Origin of the sequence: uncultured Polaribacter sp. (assembly GCF_947500975.1) — a bacterium.
Classification (GTDB): Bacteria; Bacteroidota; Bacteroidia; order Flavobacteriales; family Flavobacteriaceae; genus Polaribacter.
This window is the reverse complement of sequence record NZ_CANMUE010000002.1, coordinates 188,007-211,114: the sequence shown is the minus strand read 5'-3', so window position 1 is coordinate 211,114 and position 23,108 is coordinate 188,007. Positions and strand designations below refer to the sequence as shown.

At 27.1% G+C, this 23,108-nt stretch carries 19 protein-coding genes; 15 read left to right on the top strand and 4 right to left on the bottom strand.

Features of this window, described 5'->3' with window-relative positions:
* Positions 1-74: 74 nt before the first annotated feature.
* Positions 75-1,433 (bottom strand): 30S ribosomal protein S12 methylthiotransferase RimO, encoded by a 1,359-nt coding sequence (gene rimO / locus Q0733_RS02945; protein ID WP_298778769.1) that lies wholly within the window; start codon positions 1,431-1,433, stop codon positions 75-77.
* A gap of 192 nt (positions 1,434-1,625) precedes the next feature.
* Between rimO and Q0733_RS02940 the strand changes: the two genes are divergently transcribed.
* The 3 genes from Q0733_RS02940 (at position 1,626) to Q0733_RS02930 (ending at position 5,383) form a co-directional block, all read left to right on the top strand.
* A complete protein-coding gene (locus tag Q0733_RS02940; RefSeq protein WP_298778767.1) occupies positions 1,626-3,470 on the top strand; it encodes a cystathionine beta-synthase in 1,845 nt (614 codons plus the stop codon).
* A 175-nt stretch (positions 3,471-3,645) separates the two neighbouring features.
* Positions 3,646-4,422 (top strand): toxin-antitoxin system YwqK family antitoxin, encoded by a 777-nt coding sequence (locus tag Q0733_RS02935; RefSeq protein ID WP_298778764.1) that lies wholly within the window; start codon positions 3,646-3,648, stop codon positions 4,420-4,422.
* Positions 4,423-4,636: 214 nt separating this feature from the next.
* The gene (locus tag Q0733_RS02930) at positions 4,637-5,383 is read left to right on the top strand and encodes a hypothetical protein (protein WP_298778761.1); all 747 of its coding nucleotides are present in this window, start codon (positions 4,637-4,639) and stop codon (positions 5,381-5,383) included.
* 73 nt (positions 5,384-5,456) lie between these two features.
* On the opposite strand, the gene Q0733_RS02925 is transcribed toward Q0733_RS02930, so the two are convergent.
* A complete protein-coding gene (locus Q0733_RS02925) occupies positions 5,457-6,464 on the bottom strand; it encodes a 3-oxoacyl-ACP synthase III family protein (RefSeq protein WP_298778759.1) in 1,008 nt (335 codons plus the stop codon).
* Positions 6,465-6,828: 364 nt separating this feature from the next.
* Here Q0733_RS02925 and htpG point away from each other — a divergent pair, with 364 nt between their 5' ends.
* The 4 genes from htpG to Q0733_RS02905 all read left to right on the top strand — a co-directional run bounded on the left by htpG (position 6,829) and on the right by Q0733_RS02905 (position 11,066).
* Positions 6,829-8,742 (top strand): molecular chaperone HtpG, encoded by a 1,914-nt coding sequence (gene htpG / locus Q0733_RS02920; RefSeq protein ID WP_298778756.1) that lies wholly within the window; start codon positions 6,829-6,831, stop codon positions 8,740-8,742.
* An 85-nt stretch (positions 8,743-8,827) separates the two neighbouring features.
* Positions 8,828-9,193: a hypothetical protein gene (locus Q0733_RS02915; protein WP_298778753.1), complete on the top strand. Its 366-nt coding sequence runs from the start codon at positions 8,828-8,830 to the stop codon at positions 9,191-9,193.
* Between the two features lie 451 nt (positions 9,194-9,644).
* Positions 9,645-10,043: a carboxypeptidase-like regulatory domain-containing protein gene (locus tag Q0733_RS02910; protein WP_298778752.1), complete on the top strand. Its 399-nt coding sequence runs from the start codon at positions 9,645-9,647 to the stop codon at positions 10,041-10,043.
* Between the two features lie 12 nt (positions 10,044-10,055).
* Positions 10,056-11,066, top strand: coding sequence for a transglutaminase domain-containing protein (locus Q0733_RS02905; protein WP_298778749.1), 1,011 nt, complete (start codon positions 10,056-10,058; stop codon positions 11,064-11,066).
* A gap of 56 nt (positions 11,067-11,122) precedes the next feature.
* On the opposite strand, the gene lon is transcribed toward Q0733_RS02905, so the two are convergent.
* On the bottom strand, positions 11,123-13,594 hold the full coding sequence (gene lon / locus Q0733_RS02900; RefSeq protein ID WP_298778747.1) for an endopeptidase La: 2,472 nt from the start codon (positions 13,592-13,594) through the stop codon (positions 11,123-11,125).
* A gap of 621 nt (positions 13,595-14,215) precedes the next feature.
* Here lon and Q0733_RS02895 point away from each other — a divergent pair.
* The 4 genes from Q0733_RS02895 to Q0733_RS02880 are packed head-to-tail and all read left to right on the top strand — an operon-like array spanning position 14,216 to position 17,126.
* Complete coding sequence (locus tag Q0733_RS02895; protein WP_298778745.1) at positions 14,216-14,782, top strand: sigma-70 family RNA polymerase sigma factor; 567 nt, start codon at positions 14,216-14,218, stop codon at positions 14,780-14,782.
* Entirely contained in the window at positions 14,772-15,302 is a 531-nt protein-coding gene (locus Q0733_RS02890) for a hypothetical protein (protein WP_298778743.1), read from the top strand. Before Q0733_RS02895 ends, Q0733_RS02890 begins: the two co-directional genes overlap by 11 nt.
* Positions 15,283-16,365, top strand: a complete 1,083-nt coding sequence (locus Q0733_RS02885; RefSeq protein WP_298778740.1) for a hypothetical protein — start codon at positions 15,283-15,285, stop codon at positions 16,363-16,365. Before Q0733_RS02890 ends, Q0733_RS02885 begins: the two co-directional genes overlap by 20 nt.
* 26 nt (positions 16,366-16,391) lie before the next feature.
* Positions 16,392-17,126 carry a head GIN domain-containing protein gene (locus Q0733_RS02880; RefSeq protein WP_298778737.1) on the top strand — a complete coding sequence of 245 codons (735 nt, stop codon included), beginning with the start codon at positions 16,392-16,394 and terminating at the stop codon, positions 17,124-17,126.
* Between the two features lie 64 nt (positions 17,127-17,190).
* On the opposite strand, the gene Q0733_RS02875 is transcribed toward Q0733_RS02880, so the two are convergent.
* Positions 17,191-18,366 carry a GlmU family protein gene (locus tag Q0733_RS02875; RefSeq protein ID WP_298778734.1) on the bottom strand — a complete coding sequence of 392 codons (1,176 nt, stop codon included), beginning with the start codon at positions 18,364-18,366 and terminating at the stop codon, positions 17,191-17,193.
* 243 nt (positions 18,367-18,609) lie between these two features.
* On the opposite strand from Q0733_RS02875, the gene Q0733_RS02870 reads away from it, so the two are divergent.
* The 4 genes from Q0733_RS02870 to Q0733_RS02855 all read left to right on the top strand — a co-directional run bounded on the left by Q0733_RS02870 (position 18,610) and on the right by Q0733_RS02855 (position 23,060).
* A complete protein-coding gene (locus Q0733_RS02870; protein WP_298778732.1) occupies positions 18,610-19,167 on the top strand; it encodes an acyl-CoA thioesterase in 558 nt (185 codons plus the stop codon).
* A 227-nt stretch (positions 19,168-19,394) separates the two neighbouring features.
* Complete coding sequence (locus Q0733_RS02865) at positions 19,395-19,772, top strand: Hpt domain-containing protein (RefSeq protein WP_298778730.1); 378 nt, start codon at positions 19,395-19,397, stop codon at positions 19,770-19,772.
* A 183-nt stretch (positions 19,773-19,955) separates the two neighbouring features.
* Positions 19,956-21,380 (top strand): 7TM diverse intracellular signaling domain-containing protein, encoded by a 1,425-nt coding sequence (locus Q0733_RS02860; protein ID WP_298778728.1) that lies wholly within the window; start codon positions 19,956-19,958, stop codon positions 21,378-21,380.
* A 123-nt stretch (positions 21,381-21,503) separates the two neighbouring features.
* Positions 21,504-23,060, top strand: a complete 1,557-nt coding sequence (locus Q0733_RS02855) for an NAD(P)/FAD-dependent oxidoreductase (RefSeq protein ID WP_298778725.1) — start codon at positions 21,504-21,506, stop codon at positions 23,058-23,060.
* Positions 23,061-23,108 lie beyond the last annotated feature (48 nt).

The following is a 23,108-nucleotide window of genomic DNA, read 5'->3' as shown; positions in this document are numbered from 1 at the left end:
CAATTGTTTTAAAAACTCGTGAAGCTAGAATATCATAAAACTAAAAAATCGCTCTTTTGAGCGATTTTTTAGTTTTAATTATTAGCCTTTTTTTGATGTAAGGGCACTGGTTTTATTTGTTTCTTTACTGGAACACCATATAAATCATAATCTCCAGCTTCATGAATTTTAACATCAATAAACTCTCCAATTTTAATATAATTTTCTCTTGCATCAACTAAAACATCATTATCTACATCTGGTGAATCAGATTCCGTACGACCATAAAAATATTCGCCATCTTTTCTGTCAAATAAACATTTAAACGTTTTACCTACCTTAGCTTGATTCAATTCCCAAGAAATTTGAGATTGAATTTCCATAATCTCATTTACTCTTTTAAACTTAACATCCGCAGGTACATCGTCTTCTAAAACATAAGCACCAGTATTTTCTTCATGAGAATATTCAAAAGCACCTAAGCGTTCAAAACGCATTTCTTCTACCCAATCTTTTAATTCTTGAAACATTTCTTCAGTTTCACCCGGGTAACCAACAATTAACGTAGTTCTAATTGCCATTTCCGGAACAACTTCTCTAAACTTATGAATTAACGCTGTTGTTTTTTCATGAGTTGTTCCTCTTTTCATCGATTTTAACAAGTCCGTATTAATATGCTGTAATGGAATATCTAAATAATTACAAACTTTTGGCTCACGTTTCATTACCTCTAAAACGTCCATAGGAAAACCAGTTGGAAAAGCATAATGCATTCTTACCCACTCAATTCCATCTACTTTTACTAACGCTTCTAATAATTGTGCTAAAGCTCTTTTTTTGTAAATATCTAAACCATAATAGGTTAAATCTTGGGCAATTAGCATAATTTCTTTAATTCCTTTTTCTGCTAATTTTGTTGCTTCAGTAATAATATCTTCAATTGGTGTAGATCTGTGTTTTCCTCTCATTAAAGGAATTGCACAAAAAGAACAAGGTCTATCACAGCCCTCTGCAATTTTTAAATATGCATAATGTTTTGGTGTGGTTGTTAACCGTTCTCCAATTAATTCATGTTTATAATCTGCTTCTAAAACCTTTAATAAATTAGGTAAATCGTGCGTACCAAAATATTGGTCTACATTAGGAATTTGCTCTCCTAAATCTGGTTTATAACGTTCACTTAAACAACCAGAAACAAAAACTTTATCAATTTCTCCCGCTTCTTTTCTATTTGCGTAATGTAAAATTGTATCAATACTTTCTTCTTTAGCTTTACCAATAAAACCACAAGTATTTATTACAACAATATTTCCATCATCATTTTCATCTTCATGTACCACATTTTTACCATTAGCTTTTAACTGTCCCATTAAAACTTCACTATCGTAAATATTTTTAGAACACCCTAAAGTAACAACGTTAATCTTATTTTGTTTGATGGTTTTTGTACGCATATTATTTTTCTTAATAGACTGCAAAGATACAGCTTAATTAAAGTTTTTTCTCATTTTGATAAAAAGTAATTAATCCGCTTTTTAAGCAATATTTTAACCATAAAATCTTCAGCAAAAAAACAAAACGTTTAGTAATATTTTTTATAAAAACCTAATTAATGTATCTTGTTGTGCTTTCTAAAGCTAGAAATTATGAATGATAATAAAATACTTAGTTATATAAAAAATGTATTAGAAAACATGCCAATTGACTGGTTAAATCTAACTACACATAGATTAGATATTTATAATGAAAAGTTAGCAAAAACTGATTTTCTAAATCAATTTGAAAATTTATTTACCAACAATAACTTTACATTAAGTTCTTTAAATAAACTACCAACAGCTTATGATTACATAAGATTAGGACATCCAATATCTTCAATTTTAGAGTGGACATTTGCAAGTTTACATCAAATAAAATCAGAAAACGTAATCAGTTTTTCCTCGCAAACAATTCCTATTTTAGCAGTTTTAAGAAAAAATCTATTAGAAAATAAAAACACTCAAATATTATTTTCTGATGAATTACCAACTTTTTTTGACACAGAGATCTTAAAAAGTGTTTATGGTTATCAATTTGAATTTAAGAAGATAGATTCTGAAAATGACATTTCAAAATTTGATGGAAGTACCATTTTTATTTCTCAACAAAAAAAAATCTCCCTTAATAATTTAAAATCTAATATTGATTTTTATATAAATATATATACAGATTTAGGAAGTATTATATTGGTAAACGGAGAAAAAAACAAAAAATATATTTCTGAAATACAACACGTTAGAAGAAGAGAAACAATTTCAATGACTCCTGAAAATTCTTTAATAGCTCTTAATTCTTTAGTACAGAACACTTCTTTTAAAATCAATAAAAATAATATTGATTTAAATAAAAAAAGTGTTTTAAATTCTATTACAAAGATTACTGAAGCTCCTACAAAACCAATAATTGGTTCTAGTGGCTTATCAATTCAATATGCAATTATGATGGGATTAGTACATCATGCAAAAGAAAATCATCCAGAAAAAGACATTAAATTCATAGTTCCGCCTAACTGTTATGGAGGTACAAATGACCAAGCAAGAAGAGTTGCCGCGTGTATTAAAAATGTTGAAGTTGTAAATTTACCAGTTGATGGCGATAATGATATGGTACAAAGTATTGATACTGTTTTAACAAAAATTGCAAGCGAAAATGCGATACCTTATATTATTACAGAGATTCCTACAAATCCAAGGGTAGAAGTTCCTAATTTAATAAAATTAGAAAAAGCTTTAAGTAAAAAACGTACAACAGAAACCGGTAAAAATGCAATTGATCCTGTATTTATTTTAGATCAAACATTTTGTCCAAACTTTCATTTTTTAGGTGATGATGGAATATTATCTTCTGTTAGAACTCTTTCTTATGCTAGTGGGTCTAAGTTTCCAAGTGGTGGAAAATGCACTGCTGGTTATTTAGTTGGTAATAAAAAAACAAATACTTTAATAGAAAAAATAGCATTGCATTTATCAATTTGTAATAACGAAGCTACACAGCTTCAATATGAAATTTTGGCAAAACAATTGCCTTCTATGAACCAAAGAATTAAAGATGCTTATAAGAACACGCGTAAATTTGTAAACTTTATTCGAGAGAGTTTACCAACTGCAAAAATAAATTTTGTTTCAGAAGAGTTAGCAAAACAAGGTTTTACACCATCTGTTTTTTCTTTAGATTTACCTACGAAAGGAAATACACCAGAAGAAAAAGAAGTTTATAAAAGAGAATTAAATCATAAATTAATAAATTTAATGATTACAAAAATCCCTAATGAGAGTAAACATTGTGTTAGCTACGGGCAACTAAAAGGCTGTTATTGGACCATACCTGCCACCTCAACACAAGGAACTACAAAAGAAGGAGACAAAGATTATATTGCTCGTGTTTCACTTTCTCCTAATTGGGATTTTGAACTCCATAAAGAAGTATTTTTGGAATTCGTTGAAGGAATTTAGTTTTACTTAATACTTCTTCCTCTAGCATTTAATATAAATTTTATTACCTCGTGCTTACCTCCTAAAATTCTCCAAGACTTTCTTAGTCGATAATTATTTACTAAATTAGTTGCTAAAACATGCTACAAAGTATATGCAAATTCGTTATAAAAAATTAAAGCTACAAAAAAATAAAATGCATTTTACAAATAATATTTTATCATTCTTTTTGAGTATTTTAATATCTCTAGTTTTAATTCAATGCAAAACAATTAATAAAAAAAATAACTTAGAAAATATAAAAAAACCAACTTTAACCACTAAGCAAGATAAGAGATTTAAAGAATACTATACTTCTGGAGAACTTAAAACTGAAGGGCAACATTTTGAAAATAAAAAAACTGGCAAATGGGTTTCATATTACGAAAATGGTGAAACTAAATCTATCAGAAACTATAAAGATGGTAAATTAGACGGTTATCAAAAAATGGATTACTCCCAAGTTTTATATATGGAAGGGATATCTAAAAATGGACAAAAAACTGGAACCTGGAAAAGTTTTTTAAAAGAAAATAATCAACTAAAATATTTAAAAAAATTTGATGATTTTGGAAACGCAACTGGAGAATGGAAAGGTTATTATGATAGTGGAGAGCTAAACTTTGTTGAAAATTACCTCAACAATAAACCCTACGGAGAACAAACAAAATATTTTAAAAATGGAAATATAAGTAGTCGGGGAGAAAAAAGAAACGGTAAAAATGATGGAATTTGGGAATATTATTATGACAATGGAAATATACTTTGTGAAAGAGAATTTAAGAATGGGGTAGATAATGGAAAATATGTACAGTATTTTAAAAATGGTAAAATTCATAAAATAGGAACTTATAAAAATTTCAAAAAAGTAGGTACTTGGAAAATCTACAATGAACAAAGCGATTTAATAGAAACTGTTAAATATGAAAATTAAGATCCAAAAAAGATCATTAAAATAAAAAAATGCCATCAACATATATAATTAATCACTAATAATCACCGATTTTATTCCCCACTCAATTTATTTAAAAAATTAGTTTATAGAAATACGAAACTAATCATATACAAAAAAGAGCCAATTAAGAGACATCCAACTACAAATTAGAAAAAAGATGTATATTCTATTAAGAACAATCTTTACAATAATTATGATTTTTAATATATATAGCATAAATGCACAACAAGATGTGTATATAGAATATTATAATAATGGTGGGCTTAAAGTAATTGGGTTTAAAAATAGTAAAGGCATAAATTATGGAGAATGGATTTACTATAGAAAAAATGGTTCTATAAATATGGAATTAATTTTTAGCAAACTAGGCAAACCAAAAGGGCCTTTTAAAATGTATTACCAAAACGGACAATTGCAGACCAAAAGTAATTATTCTGGAAAAGGTTTTTATGAAATGGAAGGCAATTATGAAGACTACTATAAAAATGGGCAACTAAGATCTATTGGAGTCTACAAAAAAAACAAAACCATTGGTAAATGGGTAAATTATTTTGACAATGGTCAAATTGAATCTCATACAGAATATACAAATGAAGGTGTCATTCAAAAAAATACTGCATACTTTAAAAATGGTCAATTACGACTTGACGCTCGATATAACAAAAATGGAGATTTTGTAGGTAAATTAATTATTTACTATAATAATGGTCAAATACGTACAAAACAACAATATGATGATTTTGGAAATAAAATAGGTACATATGAATCCTATTATCCAAATGGAAAATTAATGGAAACAGGAGATTATGCTGGTGTAGATTATTTTCAGAAAAAAGGAGATTGGAAAACATATCATAAAAATGGTCAACTAAAAACGAAAATTACATATAATAATAAAGGAGAGCGTATAGGTGATATAATACATTATGAAGAAAAATAAAGTTGTCTATAATTTAACTCATAAAAAACTCCTTTTCTAAACTTAGAAAAGAAGTTTTGAATTTTATAATTATCTACCAACGAATAATAACACTACCCCAAGTAAATCCACTACCAAAAGCAGCTAAAACAACCAAATCATTGTCTTTTATTTTACCAAGTTCCCAAGCTTCAGTTAAAGCTATAATTACAGAAGCAGCAGTTGTGTTTCCGTATTTCATAATATTATTATACACCTTATCATCAGATAATTGAAATTTCTTTTGAATAAATTGTGCGATACGTAAATTCGCTTGATGTGGTATTAACATATCAATATCTTCCTTTTGTAAATCATTTGCTTGTAAGCCTTCCATAATCGCTTCAGAAAAACGACCAATGGCATGTTTAAATACAAATTGCCCATTCATATGAGGAAAATAAGTTTGATCTTCAGGATCATTCGCTTCCATAATTTCTGGAACCCAACGTTGTGTAGATGGGCCTTCTAAAACCAATTCTTTAGCATGTTTTCCTTCGGAATGTAAATGAGAAGATAAAATACCTTTTCCTTTTTCTTCACTTCTAGATAAAACAGCAGCTCCTGCCCCATCTCCAAAAATTACTGTAACACCTCTACCTCTAGTAGAACGTTCTAAACCTCCAGAGTGATTTTCTGATCCAATAACCAAAATGTTTTTATACATTCCTGTTTTAATAAATTGATCTGCAACAGACATCGCATAAATAAAACCAGAACATTGGTTACGCACATCTAATGCTCCAATTGTAGGCATATCTAACATATCTTGTACTTGTACCCCACCACCAGGAAAGTACATATCTGGACTCAAAGTTGCAAAAACAATAAAATCGATATCATCTTTTGTTAAACCAGATCTTTCTATAGCTATCCTTGCAGCTTTTGCACCCATTACGGCAGTTGTATCTCCTGTTTTTGGGTCTATCCACCTACGCTCTTTTATTCCTGTTCTTTCTTGAATCCATTCATCTGATGTATCCATAAACCCCTTTAAATCGTTGTTACTAACAACATTTTCAGGAACATAATACCCAAGACCCGTAATTTTTGAATTATACATAATATATTGTGTGTAGTTTTTATTTTATCTGTAAAGTTGAACTATCAAACATACTAATTAATTTATACCTTTACAAAAGTAACTCTTCAAATATGAAAACAAACATTATGAATAGAAATACCTTTTATCAATTTCATCTAAAGCAAAGCTTTTTCTAGGAATTTCTACTCCAGTTTCTTAAAAAGAAAAAACTATTGTAAAAACAAATCACTTTTAACCTGAGTTCAATTAATATTAAGTAAGTTAAAAGCCTCATCAGAAATGTTGACGCTTTTTTATGTCATCTTGTCACAAAACTTCTTTTGGTATTTTTTTTGACTATTGATTAATCATCAATAATAAAATTAAACAAAAAACATATAAAATGGCAAAAGGAAACATTAATGTATCTGTAGAAAATATTTTTCCGCTGATAAAAAAATTCTTGTATTCTGATCACGAAATCTTTTTACGTGAATTGATTTCTAATGGAACAGATGCAACTACGAAACTAAAACACTTAATTTCTATAGGTGAAGCAAAAACTGAATTAGGGGATGCTAAAATTGAAATTAGTATTGATAAAGATGCGAAAACATTAACAATAAAAGATCAAGGTTTAGGAATGACAATGGATGAAGTTGAAAAATACATCAACCAAATTGCATTTTCTGGAGCTGAAGAATTTTTAGAAAAATATAAAGATGATAAAAACGAAACTGGTGTTATTGGGCATTTTGGTTTAGGTTTTTATTCTGCTTTTATGGTTGCCGATAAAGTAGATTTAATTTCAAAGTCTTTTAAAGATGAACCTGCTGCTCATTGGACTTGTGATGGCTCTCCTCAATACACGCTAGTAGAACACGACAAATCTGACAGAGGAACTGAAATTATTTTACATATTGCAGAGGATTCTTTAGAATTTTTAGAAGAAGGAAAAATTAGAGGTTTATTAACAAAATACAATCGTTTTAACCAAGTGCCAATTAAGTTTGGAACTAAAAAAGTAAACGATCCTACTCACGAGCCAAAAACCACAAAAGACGCTGAAGGCAAAGAAACTACTGAGCCACACAGACAAATTGAAGTAGATGACATCATTAATAATACAAACCCTGCTTGGACAAAAGCACCTGCAGATTTAAATGATGAAGATTATACCAATTTCTATAGAGAGTTGTATCCAATGCAGTTTGAGGAATCATTATTCCACATACACTTAAATGTAGATTATCCTTTTAACTTAACAGGAATTTTGTTTTTTCCAAAGTTGAGCACTTCTATGGATATGCAAAAAGATAAAATACAATTGTATCAAAACCAGGTGTATGTAACTGATAATGTAGAAGGTATTGTACCCGACTTTTTACAAATGTTAAAAGGTGTTATAGATTCTCCAGACATTCCTTTAAATGTGTCTCGTTCTTATTTACAAGCTGATGGGGCTGTGAAGAAAATATCAGGTTACATTACTAAAAAAGTTGGCGATAAATTAGCTTCTTTATTCAAAAAAGACAGAGCAGATTTTGAAACTAAATGGAACGATATTAAAGTAATTATCGAATATGGAATGTTATCGGAAGATAAATTCTTTGACAAAGCCAAAAAGTTTGCTTTATACCCAACAGTTGCTGATACTTTTTTCACTTTTGATGAATTAATCGAAAAAACAAAAGATGCTCAGACTGATAAAGACGGTAATCATGTAATTTTATATACTTCTCACAAAGAAGCTCAACACAGTTATATTGAAGCTGCAACAGCAAAAGGTTATGAAGTTTTAGTTTTAGATTCTCCAATTATTTCTCATTTAATGCAGAAATTAGAAGGTGGTGATGCTAAAATTAAATTTACAAGAGTTGATGCAGATTTTATTGATAATTTAATCAAAAAAGAAGATGCAGCTATTTCTAAATTATCTGATGAAGAAAAAGAAACATTAAAACCAATTATTGAAGCTGCAGTTCCTAAAGAAACTTACACGGTTCAGTTAGAAGCAATGGATTCTGATGCTTCTCCGTTTATAATTACAGTACCAGAATTTATGCGTAGAATGAAAGAAATGCAAGCTTCTGGTGGTGGAGGTGGAATGATGGGAATGGGTAATTTTCCTGATATGTACAATTTAGTGGTAAACACAAATAGTCCATTAGTTTCTGATATTTTAAATAATAAAGATGAAGTAGCACAGAAACATTTAATTTCACAGGCTTTTGATTTAGCAAAATTATCTCAAAACCTTTTACATGGTAAAGAGTTAACAGACTTTATTAAACGTTCTTACGAATTAATAAAATAGCAATACAGTTGCTTTAAATATTAAAGCCTCTTTGTTAACACAAAGAGGTTTTTAATTTAATAAAATATCTATAAACTAATTTATAATGCAACTAAAACATCTTTTTGTTTTTCTACTTCTTTTAGTAATTTCTGTTGCAGAGTCTACTGTTTATTCTCAAGAAAGTTCTTCTAGTTATTATCAATCATCAAAATTAATTTATAAAGATAAGTTTAGTGCTAAAAACACCAAACACATTGTTTTTAATGATAATCTTATTTCCGAAAAACATTTTCTTACTTTTTTCTTTCCTTTAATTGATATCAAAAGTGAATTTCAAAAACAAATTCAATTGATCATCAAACTTCAAAAGCAATTGTATCAAAAAATTGCTTTACTTAACCACAAACATATTTTCTTAATACATAAAATTACTTTAAGCAATTACTTTTCTAATTTATACAAAGCTTAGAATAATATGCTGGTTCTTGGCAGATACTGAAAAGCATAAAATGATAGTACAAATACTTCATCACTTATCATTATTAATATGTATAAAAATAAAAAATGTTTAGAAAAACCTAAACAAATTCTAAATTGGCTAAAAATAAAATTTTTAATAATTATTACTGCTTTTATGCTTGGTATATCAAATTCAATAAGCAGTAAATGCAAATCATTTTTTGGAAATCAACCAATAATAGAACAACAAGATAAAAAAGATTAGTTTTCTTTTTATTTAAATGACATACCTTTTTAAACCTCTTTATTATCATAAAGAGGTTTAATTTTTGTTTTAACAATTTTTAATTTCCCTAAATAAAAAGTAACTTTAACCTTTTAAAATAAACAGATTACTCATTTGTCTTTTTTAAACAGTTTATTTTAAGTTAGGTTTGAAATGAACTTTAAAACAAATTATCATGAAAACAACAAAATTAGTATCAACAAAAAAATCTAGTTTTTTAATCTTAGGATTATTTTTCTCTTTATTTTTTACTTCAAATATGAAAGCCCAAGAAATAAAAATAGAAGGTATTATTAAAGGTAAAAACTTTGAAAAAACTGAAACTTTAAATGGCGCCAACATTTTTTTACAAGGATCAAAAACAGGAACTACATCTAATAAAAAAGGCGTATTTACTTTTCCTAAAAAATTAAAAATAGGTGATATTTTGGTATTCTCTTACTTGGGCTATGTCACAAAAAAAATAAAAATAACCAAAAACTCTACTTTTTTAAATATTACTTTAACGGAAGATGAAAATCAAATGTTAGGCGCTATAAACACTAATAAACGCTACAAATCTAAACGTAATTAATAATAACTATTAATGCAAAAGTTTAGATTCTTATTCCTCTTACTTTTTGTAAAAGTTTGTTTTTCTCAACAATCAGACTTTAATCATATTAATTTTAATAAAGCAGATTATATTGCAAAATCTTACAAAAGTAAGAGGATTTTAGAACTCAATAAAATTACTTTTGACCTCACAAAAAATCTAGAAACTGATGTAGAAAAAGTACGTGCTATCTATATTTGGATTTGTAACAATATTGCAAATGATTTTAGATTGTATTCTTTGAATGAGCTAAAGAGAAAACGTTATAAAAACGACTCTATAAAATTAGATAATTGGAACTCTAAATTCAAAAAAAAGCTATTTAAAAAATTACTTCGAAAAAAAAGAACTATTTGTACAGGCTATGCATACCTATTAAAAGAAATGTGTAATGTTATTGGTATAGAATCTAAAATTGTAAATGGAATTGGAAGAACAAGTACTGTAGATTTGTCTAACATAAAAATGCCAAATCACACTTGGAATGTTGTTAAATTAAATAGTAAATGGTACTTATGTGACCCTACATGGTCTACAGGTATTTCGTTTCCTGATGATGGTAAATTTCAATTTAAATACAATAATGGTTATTTTTTAACGGAACCAAATCTTTTTTTTCTAAATCATTACCCTATTGAGCAAAAATATTCATTACTAAATATAGAGAATTCAACTTTTTCAAAATTTTTAGAATTTCCTATTTTATACGGTGAAGCTTTTAATATTCTAAAAAAACAAATCTACCCTACTAAAATGCATCATACTTTACAAAAAAATGAAGTATTTACATTTCAATATTTAATAAAAAAACAAATAGATTTGAATAAAATAAAGTTTGTAATTTACAATGGATTAGAAGAAAAAAACTATACACCAAAAATAGAGTTACAAAATAATATCTTAACTTTAAAACATATTTTTAAAAGTAAAGGTTTCTTTGATTTTCATTTATATATTAATAATGAAATAATTTCAACTTATACTTTTAAAATTACAAAATAGATTTTATGATCAAATTTCATCTATAAAAAAAGCCTCCAAACAGGAGGCTTTTTTAATTACACTAATTTCTTAGCGTTTTTTACTTTTTGTTTTGTAAGTGCAATTTCAATAACCTGTTTCATTTCTGTAACATAATGAAAAGTCAATCCTTTTAAATAAGATTCTTTAATTTCTAAAATATCTTTCTCATTATCTTTACACAAAATTATTTCTTTAATATTTGCTCTTTTTGCAGCCAATATTTTTTCTTTAATTCCACCAACTGGTAATACTTTACCTCTTAGGGTAATTTCGCCAGTCATCGCTAATTTATTTTTTACTTTACGTTGCGTAAAAGAAGACACTAAAGAAGTTAACATTGTAATTCCTGCACTTGGTCCATCTTTTGGAGTTGCACCTTCAGGGACATGAATATGCACATTAAACTTTTCTAAAACTTCTGGTTTTATGCCAAATTCTACTGCATTAGATTTTATAAACTGTAAAGCAATTGTTGCAGATTCTTTCATAACAGTTCCTAAATTTCCTGTTATAGAAAGTGTTCCTTTCCCTTTTGATAAAATAGATTCTATAAATAAAATATCGCCTCCAACCCTTGTCCAAGCTAAACCAGTAACAACACCAGCAACATCATTATTTTCAAATTTATCTCTATTTCTTGGTGTTCCTAAAATATCTTCTACTTTTTCAGATGATAAATTAATTTCATATTCTTCTTCTAATGCAATACTTTTTGCTGCAAAACGAACTACTTTAGCTACTTGCTTTTCCAAACCACGTACACCAGATTCACGAGTATAACCTTCAACAATTTGTTCAATCTGTTTTTTACCTAATTTTAAATCTTTAGGTGTTAAACCATGTTCTACTAATTGTTTTGGTAATAAATGTCTTTTAGCAATTTCTACTTTTTCTTCAATGGTATAACCAGTAACATTTATAATTTCCATTCTATCACGTAAAGCCCAAGGAATCTGGCCTAAATTATTGGCTGTTGCAATAAAAAGTACTTTAGACAAATCATAACCTACCTCTAAATAATTATCATAAAAAGCTTCATTTTGTTCAGGGTCTAAAACTTCTAACATTGCAGATGAAGGGTCACCTTGATGACTTTGACCTAATTTATCAATTTCATCTAAAACAAAAACAGGATTAGACGTACCCGCTTTTTTCAAATTCTGAATTAAACGCCCAGGCATAGCGCCAATATAGGTTTTTCTATGACCTCTAATTTCTGCTTCATCACGCAAACCACCTAAAGACATTCTAACATATTTACGTCCTAAAGCTTCTGCTACAGATTTTCCTAATGAAGTTTTACCAACTCCTGGAGGCCCGTATAAACAGATAATTGGAGATTTCATATCGTTTCTTAACTTTAAAACAGCTAAGTGCTCAATGATTCTTTCTTTTACTTTTTCTAACCCAAAGTGGTCTTTATCTAATACTTTTGTTGCATGTTTTAAATCGAATTTATCTTCTGAAAAAATTCCCCAAGGTAATTCTAACATCAACTCTAAATAACTTCTTTGTACGCCAAACTCAGCAGCTTGCGGATTCATTCTTTTTAAACGATTCAGCTCTTTTTCAAAAGTCTTCCCTACTTCTTTTGTCCATTTTTTAGATTTAGCCTTTTTTCTCATTTCTTCTAATTCTTGATCATTAGAAGCACCACCTAATTCTTCTTGAATGGTTTTTAATTGTTGATGTAAATAATATTCACGTTGTTGTTGATCTAAATCTTCACGTGTTTTAGACTGAATATCATTCTTTAATTTTAATTTCTGAAGCTCTTTGTTTAAGTTTTTTAGTGTTAATAATGCACGTTCTTTTAGACTATCTTTTTCTAAAATTACTTGTTTTTGCATCACACTTAAATCCATATTAGAAGCAATAAAATTTACTAAAAACGAATTTGAATGAATATTTTTTATTGCAAAAGACGCTTCTGATGGTAACATTGGGTTTTCCTTAATTACCTCTAAAGCTTGTTCTTTAATAGAATCTATAATTGCATCAAACTCTTTTTTATCATTTATTTCTTTGTCTTCTACAGCTTCTTTTACAGTTGCTTTTAAATAAGGTTCATTTTGAATAATTTTATCAATCTCAAAACGTTTTTTTCCTTGAATAATAACAGTTGTATTTCCGTCAGGCATTTTTAAAACACGTAATATTTGTGCCACAACCCCTGTTGTATTTATGTCTTTTAAAGTTGGTTCTTCTTCCTCTTCATTTCGTTGGGCAACTACACCTATAATTTTATCGCCTTTGTTTGCATCCTTTATTAACTGAATAGATTTATCTCTACCTGCAGTAATTGGAATTACAACTCCTGGAAACAAAACAGTATTTCTTAACGGAAGAATTGGCAAAACCTCAGGAACACTTTCTTTATTAATGATTTCTTCATCTTCTGGTGTCATTAAAGGTATTAATTCAGAATCTTCATTCATTATATTCTGAAAGGACAAACTGTCTATCTTTACAATCTTTGTTTTACTCATGTGTTGTATATCTGTCATTCTGACATTGATTTTAAAAAAAGAGAAAAATCAAAATCATTCTATTTATTATAATCTATTGATAATTAAATATTTAATAATTAAACATTTATTATCATAATTAATTAAGTCAATTGTTATGCCATTGACAATTAGAATCTAAATACTTCAATTATTTTTATCATTTTTGCATCAGAAAATAAAAAAATTCCTTTTAAAAGTTAAAAAAAGCAATAAAAATTTCTAACTCTTAAATAAAATTATAGCTACTCCAAAAACGGATAGAATAATTTTTTACTCGTTTTTAAAATCATAAAAAAAATATTTATTGAAAAAAATGACTAAGAAACTAACATTAAAACTTATTATCTAGACAATGAAACATTTGTAGGTATTTTTGGAAATCATTTAGTTATTGAATTAGAATGTTTAAGTCCTAAAAAGGCAATAAGAATTGGAAAAAAAATTAAATATCATTTAAAATAGAGTATCACAAAAGTAAATATTGAAAATGAAATTATAAGTATTTTACAAAACCTTTAAACCATAATATTTTTAGATTTATTTTTTAAAACTTACAAAAATTTCAATAGAACTGTCACAATTTAAAAACAGTATTGTCATTAATACAGAAACTATTAATTGAAACCTAACCAACCACATATAACTAACCTTATTTTACGTTGTAAAACGTCTGATAAAAATGCGCAATTAGAGCTTTATAAAGCTTATTACAGAGCAATGTATAATGTAGCTCACCGTATTTTAAAAGATAGTTATGAGGCAGAAGATATTATGCAAGAAGCTTTTTTAACCGCTTTTACAAAGTTAAATTCTTATAAAGGTGAAGTTACTTTTGGTGCTTGGTTAAAAAGAATTGTAATAAATAAAAGTTTAACTCAATTAAAGAAAAACAACAGGTATCAAGAAGTAAAAATGGAAGTGATTACCAGTGAAGAAACAGAAGATGAATTTATTAATTATAATGGATTAAACCCAAAAGATGTATTAAACGTTTTACAAAGTTTAAAAGAAAATTACAGATTAGTTTTAACCTTAAATTTAATTGAAGGTTATGATTATGAAGAAATTGCACAAATATTAAATTATACAAATGAAAATGTGAGAACCACGGTTTCTAGAGCAAAGAAAAAATTAAAGCAAGTTTTACTTGCTGAAAACAGCGAATTAAAAATATATGGAAGATAAATTACATAAGTTTTTTTCTGAAAATGAATTCGATATTCATGAACCACATGAAAGTCATTTAGATCGTTTTGAAAGAAAATTAAACATAACTTCTTCAAAAAAATCAAGTAAAAAATCATGGAAATGGTTGAGTATAGCTGCCTCTGTAGTTTTGGTTTTTGGATTTTGGTTAGGCAATAATCAACAAAAACAATCTATAGATTTAGCGGATATATCACCTAAAATGGAAGAAGTACAAAATTACTTTGTTTCAACTATTCATCAGGAAATAAAATCTTTAGAAAAAAATAGAAATTTAGAAACTGAAACAATAATTGAACAAGCGCTAGAACAGTTAGAAGAACTAGAAGATGATTACAGGCTGTTTGTTCTAGAATTAAACGAAAACGGTAATCAAAGAAAATTAATAAATGTAATGATTAAAAACTATCAACAACGTTTAGAAATTTTAGAAAACGTATTAAAACAAATAGAAAAAAATAAAAATCCTAATCTTTTAAATGATGAAATCTATATATAAAATTACTTTACTACTCTTCATTTCTCCAATGATTATTTTTGGAAATGTAGATCATAAAAAACAAGAAAAAAGCAAAACAATAAAAAAAGAATTTACTGTAAATAAAGATGCTAAAGTAACTATTGACAATAAATATGGTGATTTAAATATTTCTACTTGGAATAAAAATAAAGTTGAAGTTGAAGTAAAAATTACAGTAAAAGGAAATGATATTGATGATGTTACAAATAGCTTAAATAAAATTTCAATTGATTTTAATACTAGTACTAGTTTTATTAACATAAAAACACAATTTGAAAAAGAAAAAAGTAATTGGTCTTGGTTTAAAGGAAGTAAAAAAATTAGTTATAAAATTAATTATTATGTAAAAATGCCCGAAACAAACTCTGTAGATTTAAACAACGATTATGGTGGTATTTTCCTAGAAAACTTATCTGGAAAAGCTGATATTAATTGTGATTACGGGAAAATTCATCTTGGTAATTTAACTGCAACTGAAAATAATATCAATTTAGATTATTGTTCTTCTTCAACTATTTCTTATATAAAAAGTGGTGATATTAATATTGATTATTCTAAGCTTACTGTAGACAACTCTGAAGATATTAGAGCAAATTTAGACTACTCAACATTAAAGTTTGGACAAACGAACAACATCAATTTTAATGCTGATTATGGCTCTGTTTCTATAAATGAAGCTGAAAATATTATCGGAAATTCGGACTATACTAGTATGAGTTTTGGAACGGTTAAAAAGAATTTAAACATAGACACAGATTACGGTTCTATCTCTGTAAAAAGGTTAGCAAAAGATTTTAAAAATGTAACTATTGATGGACAATATGCTGGTATTAGAATTGGCGTTGACCCAGATGCTATTTTCGATTTTGAATTAAATTTACAATATGCTAGTTTTAAAACGGATAATGAAAAAATAGAGTTTTACAAGAAAATTTCAAAGACTACAAAAAAATATTACGAAGGTAAATACGGTAAAGGATCTAGTAATTCTAAAATAAATATTAGATCTCAATATGGGGGTGTAACCATTAGAGAAAATTAAAACATATCAACACAAAACCAAATATTATGTATAAAAAAATTAGTTTATCAATCTTAATTATTGTTTTTACATTTTCTACAAATGCCCAAAATTGGTGGGGAAATAGTAAAAAAATTAAAGGAAATGGAAATATTGTAACTGTAAAAAGAACTACTTCTGATTATGACGATGTAAGTATTGGAGGTTCTTTTGATGTGAAATTAATAAAAGGTAAAGAAGGTAAAATTACTATTAAAGGGGAAGAAAACATTATTCCTTATATAGAAACTGAAGTAAAAGGAAATACTTTATATGTAAAATTTGAAAAAAACATAAATGTAAGAACTACAAAAGGATTAACCGTAACCATAACTTATACAGATATTGATAAAATTGCATTAGGTGGTTCAGGAAATTTAACAAGTAACGGAGTTATAAAAAGTAAAAACTTTAAAGTAAGTTTAGGAGGCTCAGGAAACATTACTTTACAAGTAGATTCTGATGAAATTACATCATCTATTGGTGGTTCTGGAAACATTATTTTATCAGGAAACACAAACGAGTTTACATGTTCTATTGCGGGTTCTGGTAGTATAAAAGCATATGATTTAACTACAGATGAAATTAGCGCAAACATTGCGGGGTCTGGTAGTATAAAAACAACTGTAAATACTAAAATTAAAGCTAAAGTAGTTGGCTCTGGAAGTATTTATTACAAAGGAAATCCTAAATATGTAGATAGTAAATCTGTTGGTTCTGGAGATGTAATTGATAAAAATTAAGATATTAAAAAAGGCCAATTAAGAAAATTCTTAATTAGCCTTTTTATTTTTTTATATTCAATTTTTAATAATTTCTATACTGTTTTGTAATTTCAAAAACGTTTTCTAAAATTCGTTGTTCTTGAGCATCAAAATTAACTTTTCTTCTTTCCATTACTATTTCTGCTACTTCAAAAACTTTTTCTGTTTTGTATTCTGTAAATCCAGATGCTCCTCCCCAACTAAAAGATGGAATAAAATTTCTTGGAAAACCGGCACCAAAAATATTAGCAGAAACACCAACAACTGTACCTGTATTAAACATGGTATTTATTCCACATTTAGAATGATCTCCCATGATTAAACCACAAAACATCAATCCAGTTTTTGCAAACCTTCCTGTGGTATAATTCCATAATTTTACTTCAGCATAGTTATTTTTAAGATTAGAATTATTAGTATCTGCACCTAAATTACACCATTCTCCTAAAACAGAATTCCCTAAATAACCATCATGACCTTTACTAGAAAATCCCATTAAAACAGAATTACTAATCTCACCTCCTACTTTACAATGAGGTCCCAAGGTTGTTGCACCATAAACTTTTGCACCTAATTTTAATACAGAATGATCACACATAGCTAAAGCTCCTCTAACAATAGAGCCCTCCATAATTTCTGCATTTTTTCCAATATAAATTGGTCCTTTTGAAGCATTTAAAGTTGCAAAAGTGATTTTTGCACCCTCTTCTATAAAAATGTTTTCTTTATTAATATATCTAGTTCCTTCTGGTATTGGTTGTGAGGTTCTACCTTCAGTAATTAAATCAAAATCTTGCTGAATAGCTTTATCATTTAATGAAAAAATATCCCAAGTGTTTTTTAATTGAAGTACCTCCTCTTCAAATTCAATCTGAGTATAGGCTTCAAAATCAACCTCTTCTTGGTCTTTTGTAGAATAAAATGCGATAACATCTTCACCTTTAAAAATGGCTTCATTTTCAGATAAATTTTTCAAGCTTTCAGCTAATTTTTTTGTTGGACAAAAAGATGCATTTATCAATATATTTTGATCCAACTCTACCATTGGATATTTTTCTTCTAAATATTCTTCAGTAATCGTTGTTGTGGTTGAACCTAAAAACTTCTCCCATTTTTCTCTTATTGTTAGTATACCAATTCTTAAATCTGCAACCGGCTTTGTATAAGTAAATGGTAATAAAGAACTTCTAACATCACCATCAAATAAAATATAATTCATATTTATTATTTTCGTTACACAAATTTACTTTAAATAGCTCGTAAAAAAAATATTTATAGAAAAACACAATTAGAAATTACTTTCTTTTTTAAAAATAAATATTCTTTAAAATGATAACTAGTTTATCTAAATGCTAAATTATTACAACATTGCCAACATACTTTCATTCTTAAAAGTAACATCAAACACCTATTCCTTATACTATACTAGACATTGATAAAAAAGATTTGTATTTTTGAAGTTATGAAAGAAAACAACAAAATCTTTAAACAGATTTATGAGTCTCAATTAACAATTACTGAGTTAATGTTACCTTCTCACTCAAATTTTAGTGGAAAAATTCATGGAGGTCATATTTTAAATTTAATGGACCAAATTGCTTTTGCTTGTGCCTCTAAGCACTCTGGTAATTACTGTGTTACAGCTTCTGTAAATAAAGTAGATTTTTTAAATCCAATTGAAGTTGGTGAGTTAGTAACCATGAAAGCTTCTATTAATTTCACAGGAAGAACTTCTATGGTCGTTGGTTTACGTGTAGAATCTGAAAATATTAGAACTGGAGAAAAAAAGCATTGTAACTCTTCATATTTTACAATGGTTGCTAAAGATGAGAATGGTAAAAGTGCCATTGTACCAGGTATTATTTTAACTAATAAAGAAGAAATTAGACGTTTTGCTAGAAGTATTACAAGACAACAAGAAGGTAGAAATAGAACTTCTAGATTTAACGAAGAAACCTTTAAAATAGAGGATTATAAACAGCTTTTTGAAAATAGTAATTCTAAAATAGAATTGAAATAAAATAGAGCTTTGTATTATCTTATCTTTTTTATAACATAAAATATAAACGGAATTAAGTTTTGTATTATTAATAAATTGATTTTAATTTAAAATTCTTTTTTTAAACTAAATTTAAAGAAAATAAAGAACTAATAAATTATATCTTAAAAAAAAAATAAAACTCTTAATTTTTTATTTATATTTATAACATTATAAATTAATCTTTAATGACTCTACATTAATATAAAATGAATATACAGAGCATCTTAATTAGTGATATTGTAAATTTAACATCTATAAAAGAATACTTTTCATCAGATAAAAATTTACTAATACAACTAATTGAAGTTTTTATTTCTGATACTTCTCCTAGATTAGAAACTTTAAAAAAAAGTTTAGAATCAGTAAATTACGAAGAATTAAAAAGTATATCACACTTTTTAAAATCTTCATTAGCTTTAATGGGAGTATCTTGTATAGAAGAAATTAAAGATTTAGAAAAAAGTGCTGAAGAAAAAGTAAGTGAGGAGGAAATAAAAACAAAAATTAATTTGATTTTTCCTATTCTAGAAAAAAGTTTATTAGAATACCAATCTATCTTAGATAATTTAAAGGTGTTAAATTAATAAACAAAACAATATTTACAATTTCAAACAAAGAAAATGATTACTAAAACATCCCCAAAAAAATTAGACAAATTAAAATTACACTTTTTTACTCCTTTGAGTTTATTTGTTATAAAAAATTAAAATAAACATTTAAACTCTACTACAATTAAAAAACAAACTACAACTTTATTAGTAAGTTTGATGTGTTTTTTATGTTTTCAAAATACTTTTACAAGTAATTTTGAACAAAAAACAGATACATTAAAATACTCTTACACCTTATCTTTCTTTAAAGAAAGTAAACCTTTAGCACCTAAAAACGTCTTACTGCAGACTTTTAAGACTTTTCCAGCTAGTAAAAGTTTTGGTTATAAAAACGGTAATTATTGGATAAAGGTAGAACTGGATAATAATCAAAAAAATGAAGATTTTATTGCTTATATTCCTACGCATCAAATAAAAAAAATTGATATTTTTAAAGAAGATAACAATCAATTACAATTTAAAACCTCAACAGGAAATAGCATACAAAAAAAACAACTAGAAATTGATTATCAATACCCTACATTTAAGCTTAAGGCATTTAAAAATAAAAAAAATACATATTATCTATATGTTAGTTTCCCAAAAGAAACAAATTTTCCAATAAAAATTATAAACGAAAATGAGTTTGTTAATTATGTAATTAAAAAAAGTGCTTTTAACAATTTGTATTACGGTACAAGTGTTATTATAATTTTATTAAATATCTTTTTATTTTTTAAATTTAGAGAAAAAACATACCTTTTTTACTTTCTGTTTTTAACATCATTATTGTTTAAACTTTTATTGATTGACGGCTATTTAATTAATAATTTTAGAGGAAACGATAATTACTATTATTTAGAATTAATAATTCATTTTTTTAATGAAATATGGTTTTTATTATTTTCAATAAGCTTTTTAAATATTTATAAAAGATATCCAAAGTTTACAAAACTTCTTTTTATTCTTCCAATACTTGTTCTATTTTTTTACATTATATACTTAATTACAAAAAACTATTTCTTTGTTGCTTTATCAGACTCAATTGGTATTTGTTTATTCCCTATACTTTGGTTTGTTGGACTTATTAATATAAAAAAAATACCTCATGCTATATTTTATGTTATCGGTTATTTATTAATAATTCCATTTGCTATTTATTTTATTATTGGCTTCCCCTTTGGTTTATGGGAAGTTAGAGGAGACATGAAAATTATTAAAATTGCGTGTTGGTTAGATATAATTGTGTTTACCTATGCAATTAGTTATAGAATGAAAAAAAAATTAGAAATAGCAAATAAAAACACTTTAGAACTTCAACAATTAATTGATCAAAAAACCACCCATTCAGAGATCAACAATAAAAATATCGACCCCTTTTTTGCATTATTAACAGATCATGAAATATTAAGTAAACCCCTAACTTTAAGAGAAATAGAAGTGTTAAAACTTTTGATTTTAGGACATTCAAATGCAGTTATTAGTGATCAATTATTTATATCATTAAACACATTAAAATCTCACATTAGAAACATCTATTTAAAAACTGGTGTTAAAAGCAGAAAAGAATTAAAAGAAAAAATATTACCATTAATTAGCTAAAAACAAACAACGATTGTATCAGTAAGAAGTATTGATATAAGTAAATCAAAATAAAAAAATTATACTAAATTAATTCTTAATCTTTTATCATTCTTTACAATTACATTTAATTATTTTTGCAATATGATTAAAGAAATTCAACTTCGAGTAAATTTAATAGAAGAACGCAAAGAAAACATTCTTTTATATAAAGCTTCTAAACAATTAGAAGTTGATAAAAATGAAATATCATCAATAAAAGTTCTTAGAAAATCTATAGATGCTCGTAAGAAAGACATCATCTTTAATTATAAAGTTGCTGTTTACATCAACGAAGAAATTCCTGAAAAATCTGATTATATATTTGATTATAAAGATGTTTCTAATGCAAAAGAAGTTCATATTATTGGTTTTGGCCCTGCAGGAATGTACGCAGCCTTACGTTGCATAGAGTTAGGCTACAAACCAATTGTTTTAGAACGAGGGAAAAATGTACAAGATAGAAGAAGAGATTTAAAAGCCATTAATCAAGATCATTTTGTAAACGAAGATTCTAATTATTGTTTTGGTGAAGGTGGAGCAGGCACTTATTCTGATGGAAAATTATATACAAGAAGTTTAAAACGAGGAGATGTTCGTAGAATTTTTGAAAACCTAGTGTTTCATGGAGCAACAGAACAAATTTTAGTAGATGCACATCCACATATTGGAACCAATAAACTACCAAAAATCATCCAAAATATACGTGAAAATATATTAAAATTTGGTGGAGAAATTCATTTTGAAACTAGAGTGACAGATTTTATCATCAAAGACAATAAAATTAAAGCTATTGAAATTCAAAACGGACAAGAAATACAAGCAAATGCTGTTATTTTAGCAACAGGTCATTCGGCAAGAGATATGTATCAATTGTTGCACAAAAAAGAAATCACCTTAAAAGCAAAATCTTTTGCAATGGGAGTTCGTGTAGAGCATCCGCAACAAATTATAGATCAAATTCAATATCATTGTTCAGGAGAAAGAGATGAACTTTTACCTGCAGCAGCGTACAGCCTTGTACATCAAGTAAATAATAGAGGTGTATACTCTTTTTGCATGTGTCCTGGTGGCTTTATTGTACCTGCAGCTACTGCTAATGGAGAAGTTGTTGTTAATGGAATGTCACCTTCTAGACGTAATAATAGGTTTGCGAATTCGGGAATTGTAGTTGAATTAAATATAGATCAAGACTTTAAAAAGTATGAAAAATTTGGCGCTTTAAAGGGGTTAGAATTTCAAAAAGATTTAGAAAAAATTGCTTTTTTTGCTGGCGGAAGAACACAAACTGCGCCCGCACAAAGGTTGGTAGATTTTGTTGAGGGAAAACTATCTACAGATTTAAATGAGACCTCTTATCAACCAGGATTAAAATCTGCTCCCCTACACTCTTTATTACCAAAAATTATTGGTAGTAGATTAAGAAAAGGATTTGCAGCATTTGGTTCAAAAATGCACGGATATTATACAAATGAAGCGAATATTGTTGGTGTTGAATCTAGAACTTCATCACCTGTAAACATTCCAAGAAAAGAAAATTTAGAACATACAGAAATCGAAGGATTATTTCCTTGCGGAGAAGGAGGTGGTTATGCTGGTGGTATTATTTCAGCAGCTATGGATGGAGAGCGCTGCGCAGAAGCTGCTATCGCAAAATTATAAAAATTTTTAAGGCTATTTCAATAGCTATATATAACTTTACGACATCTT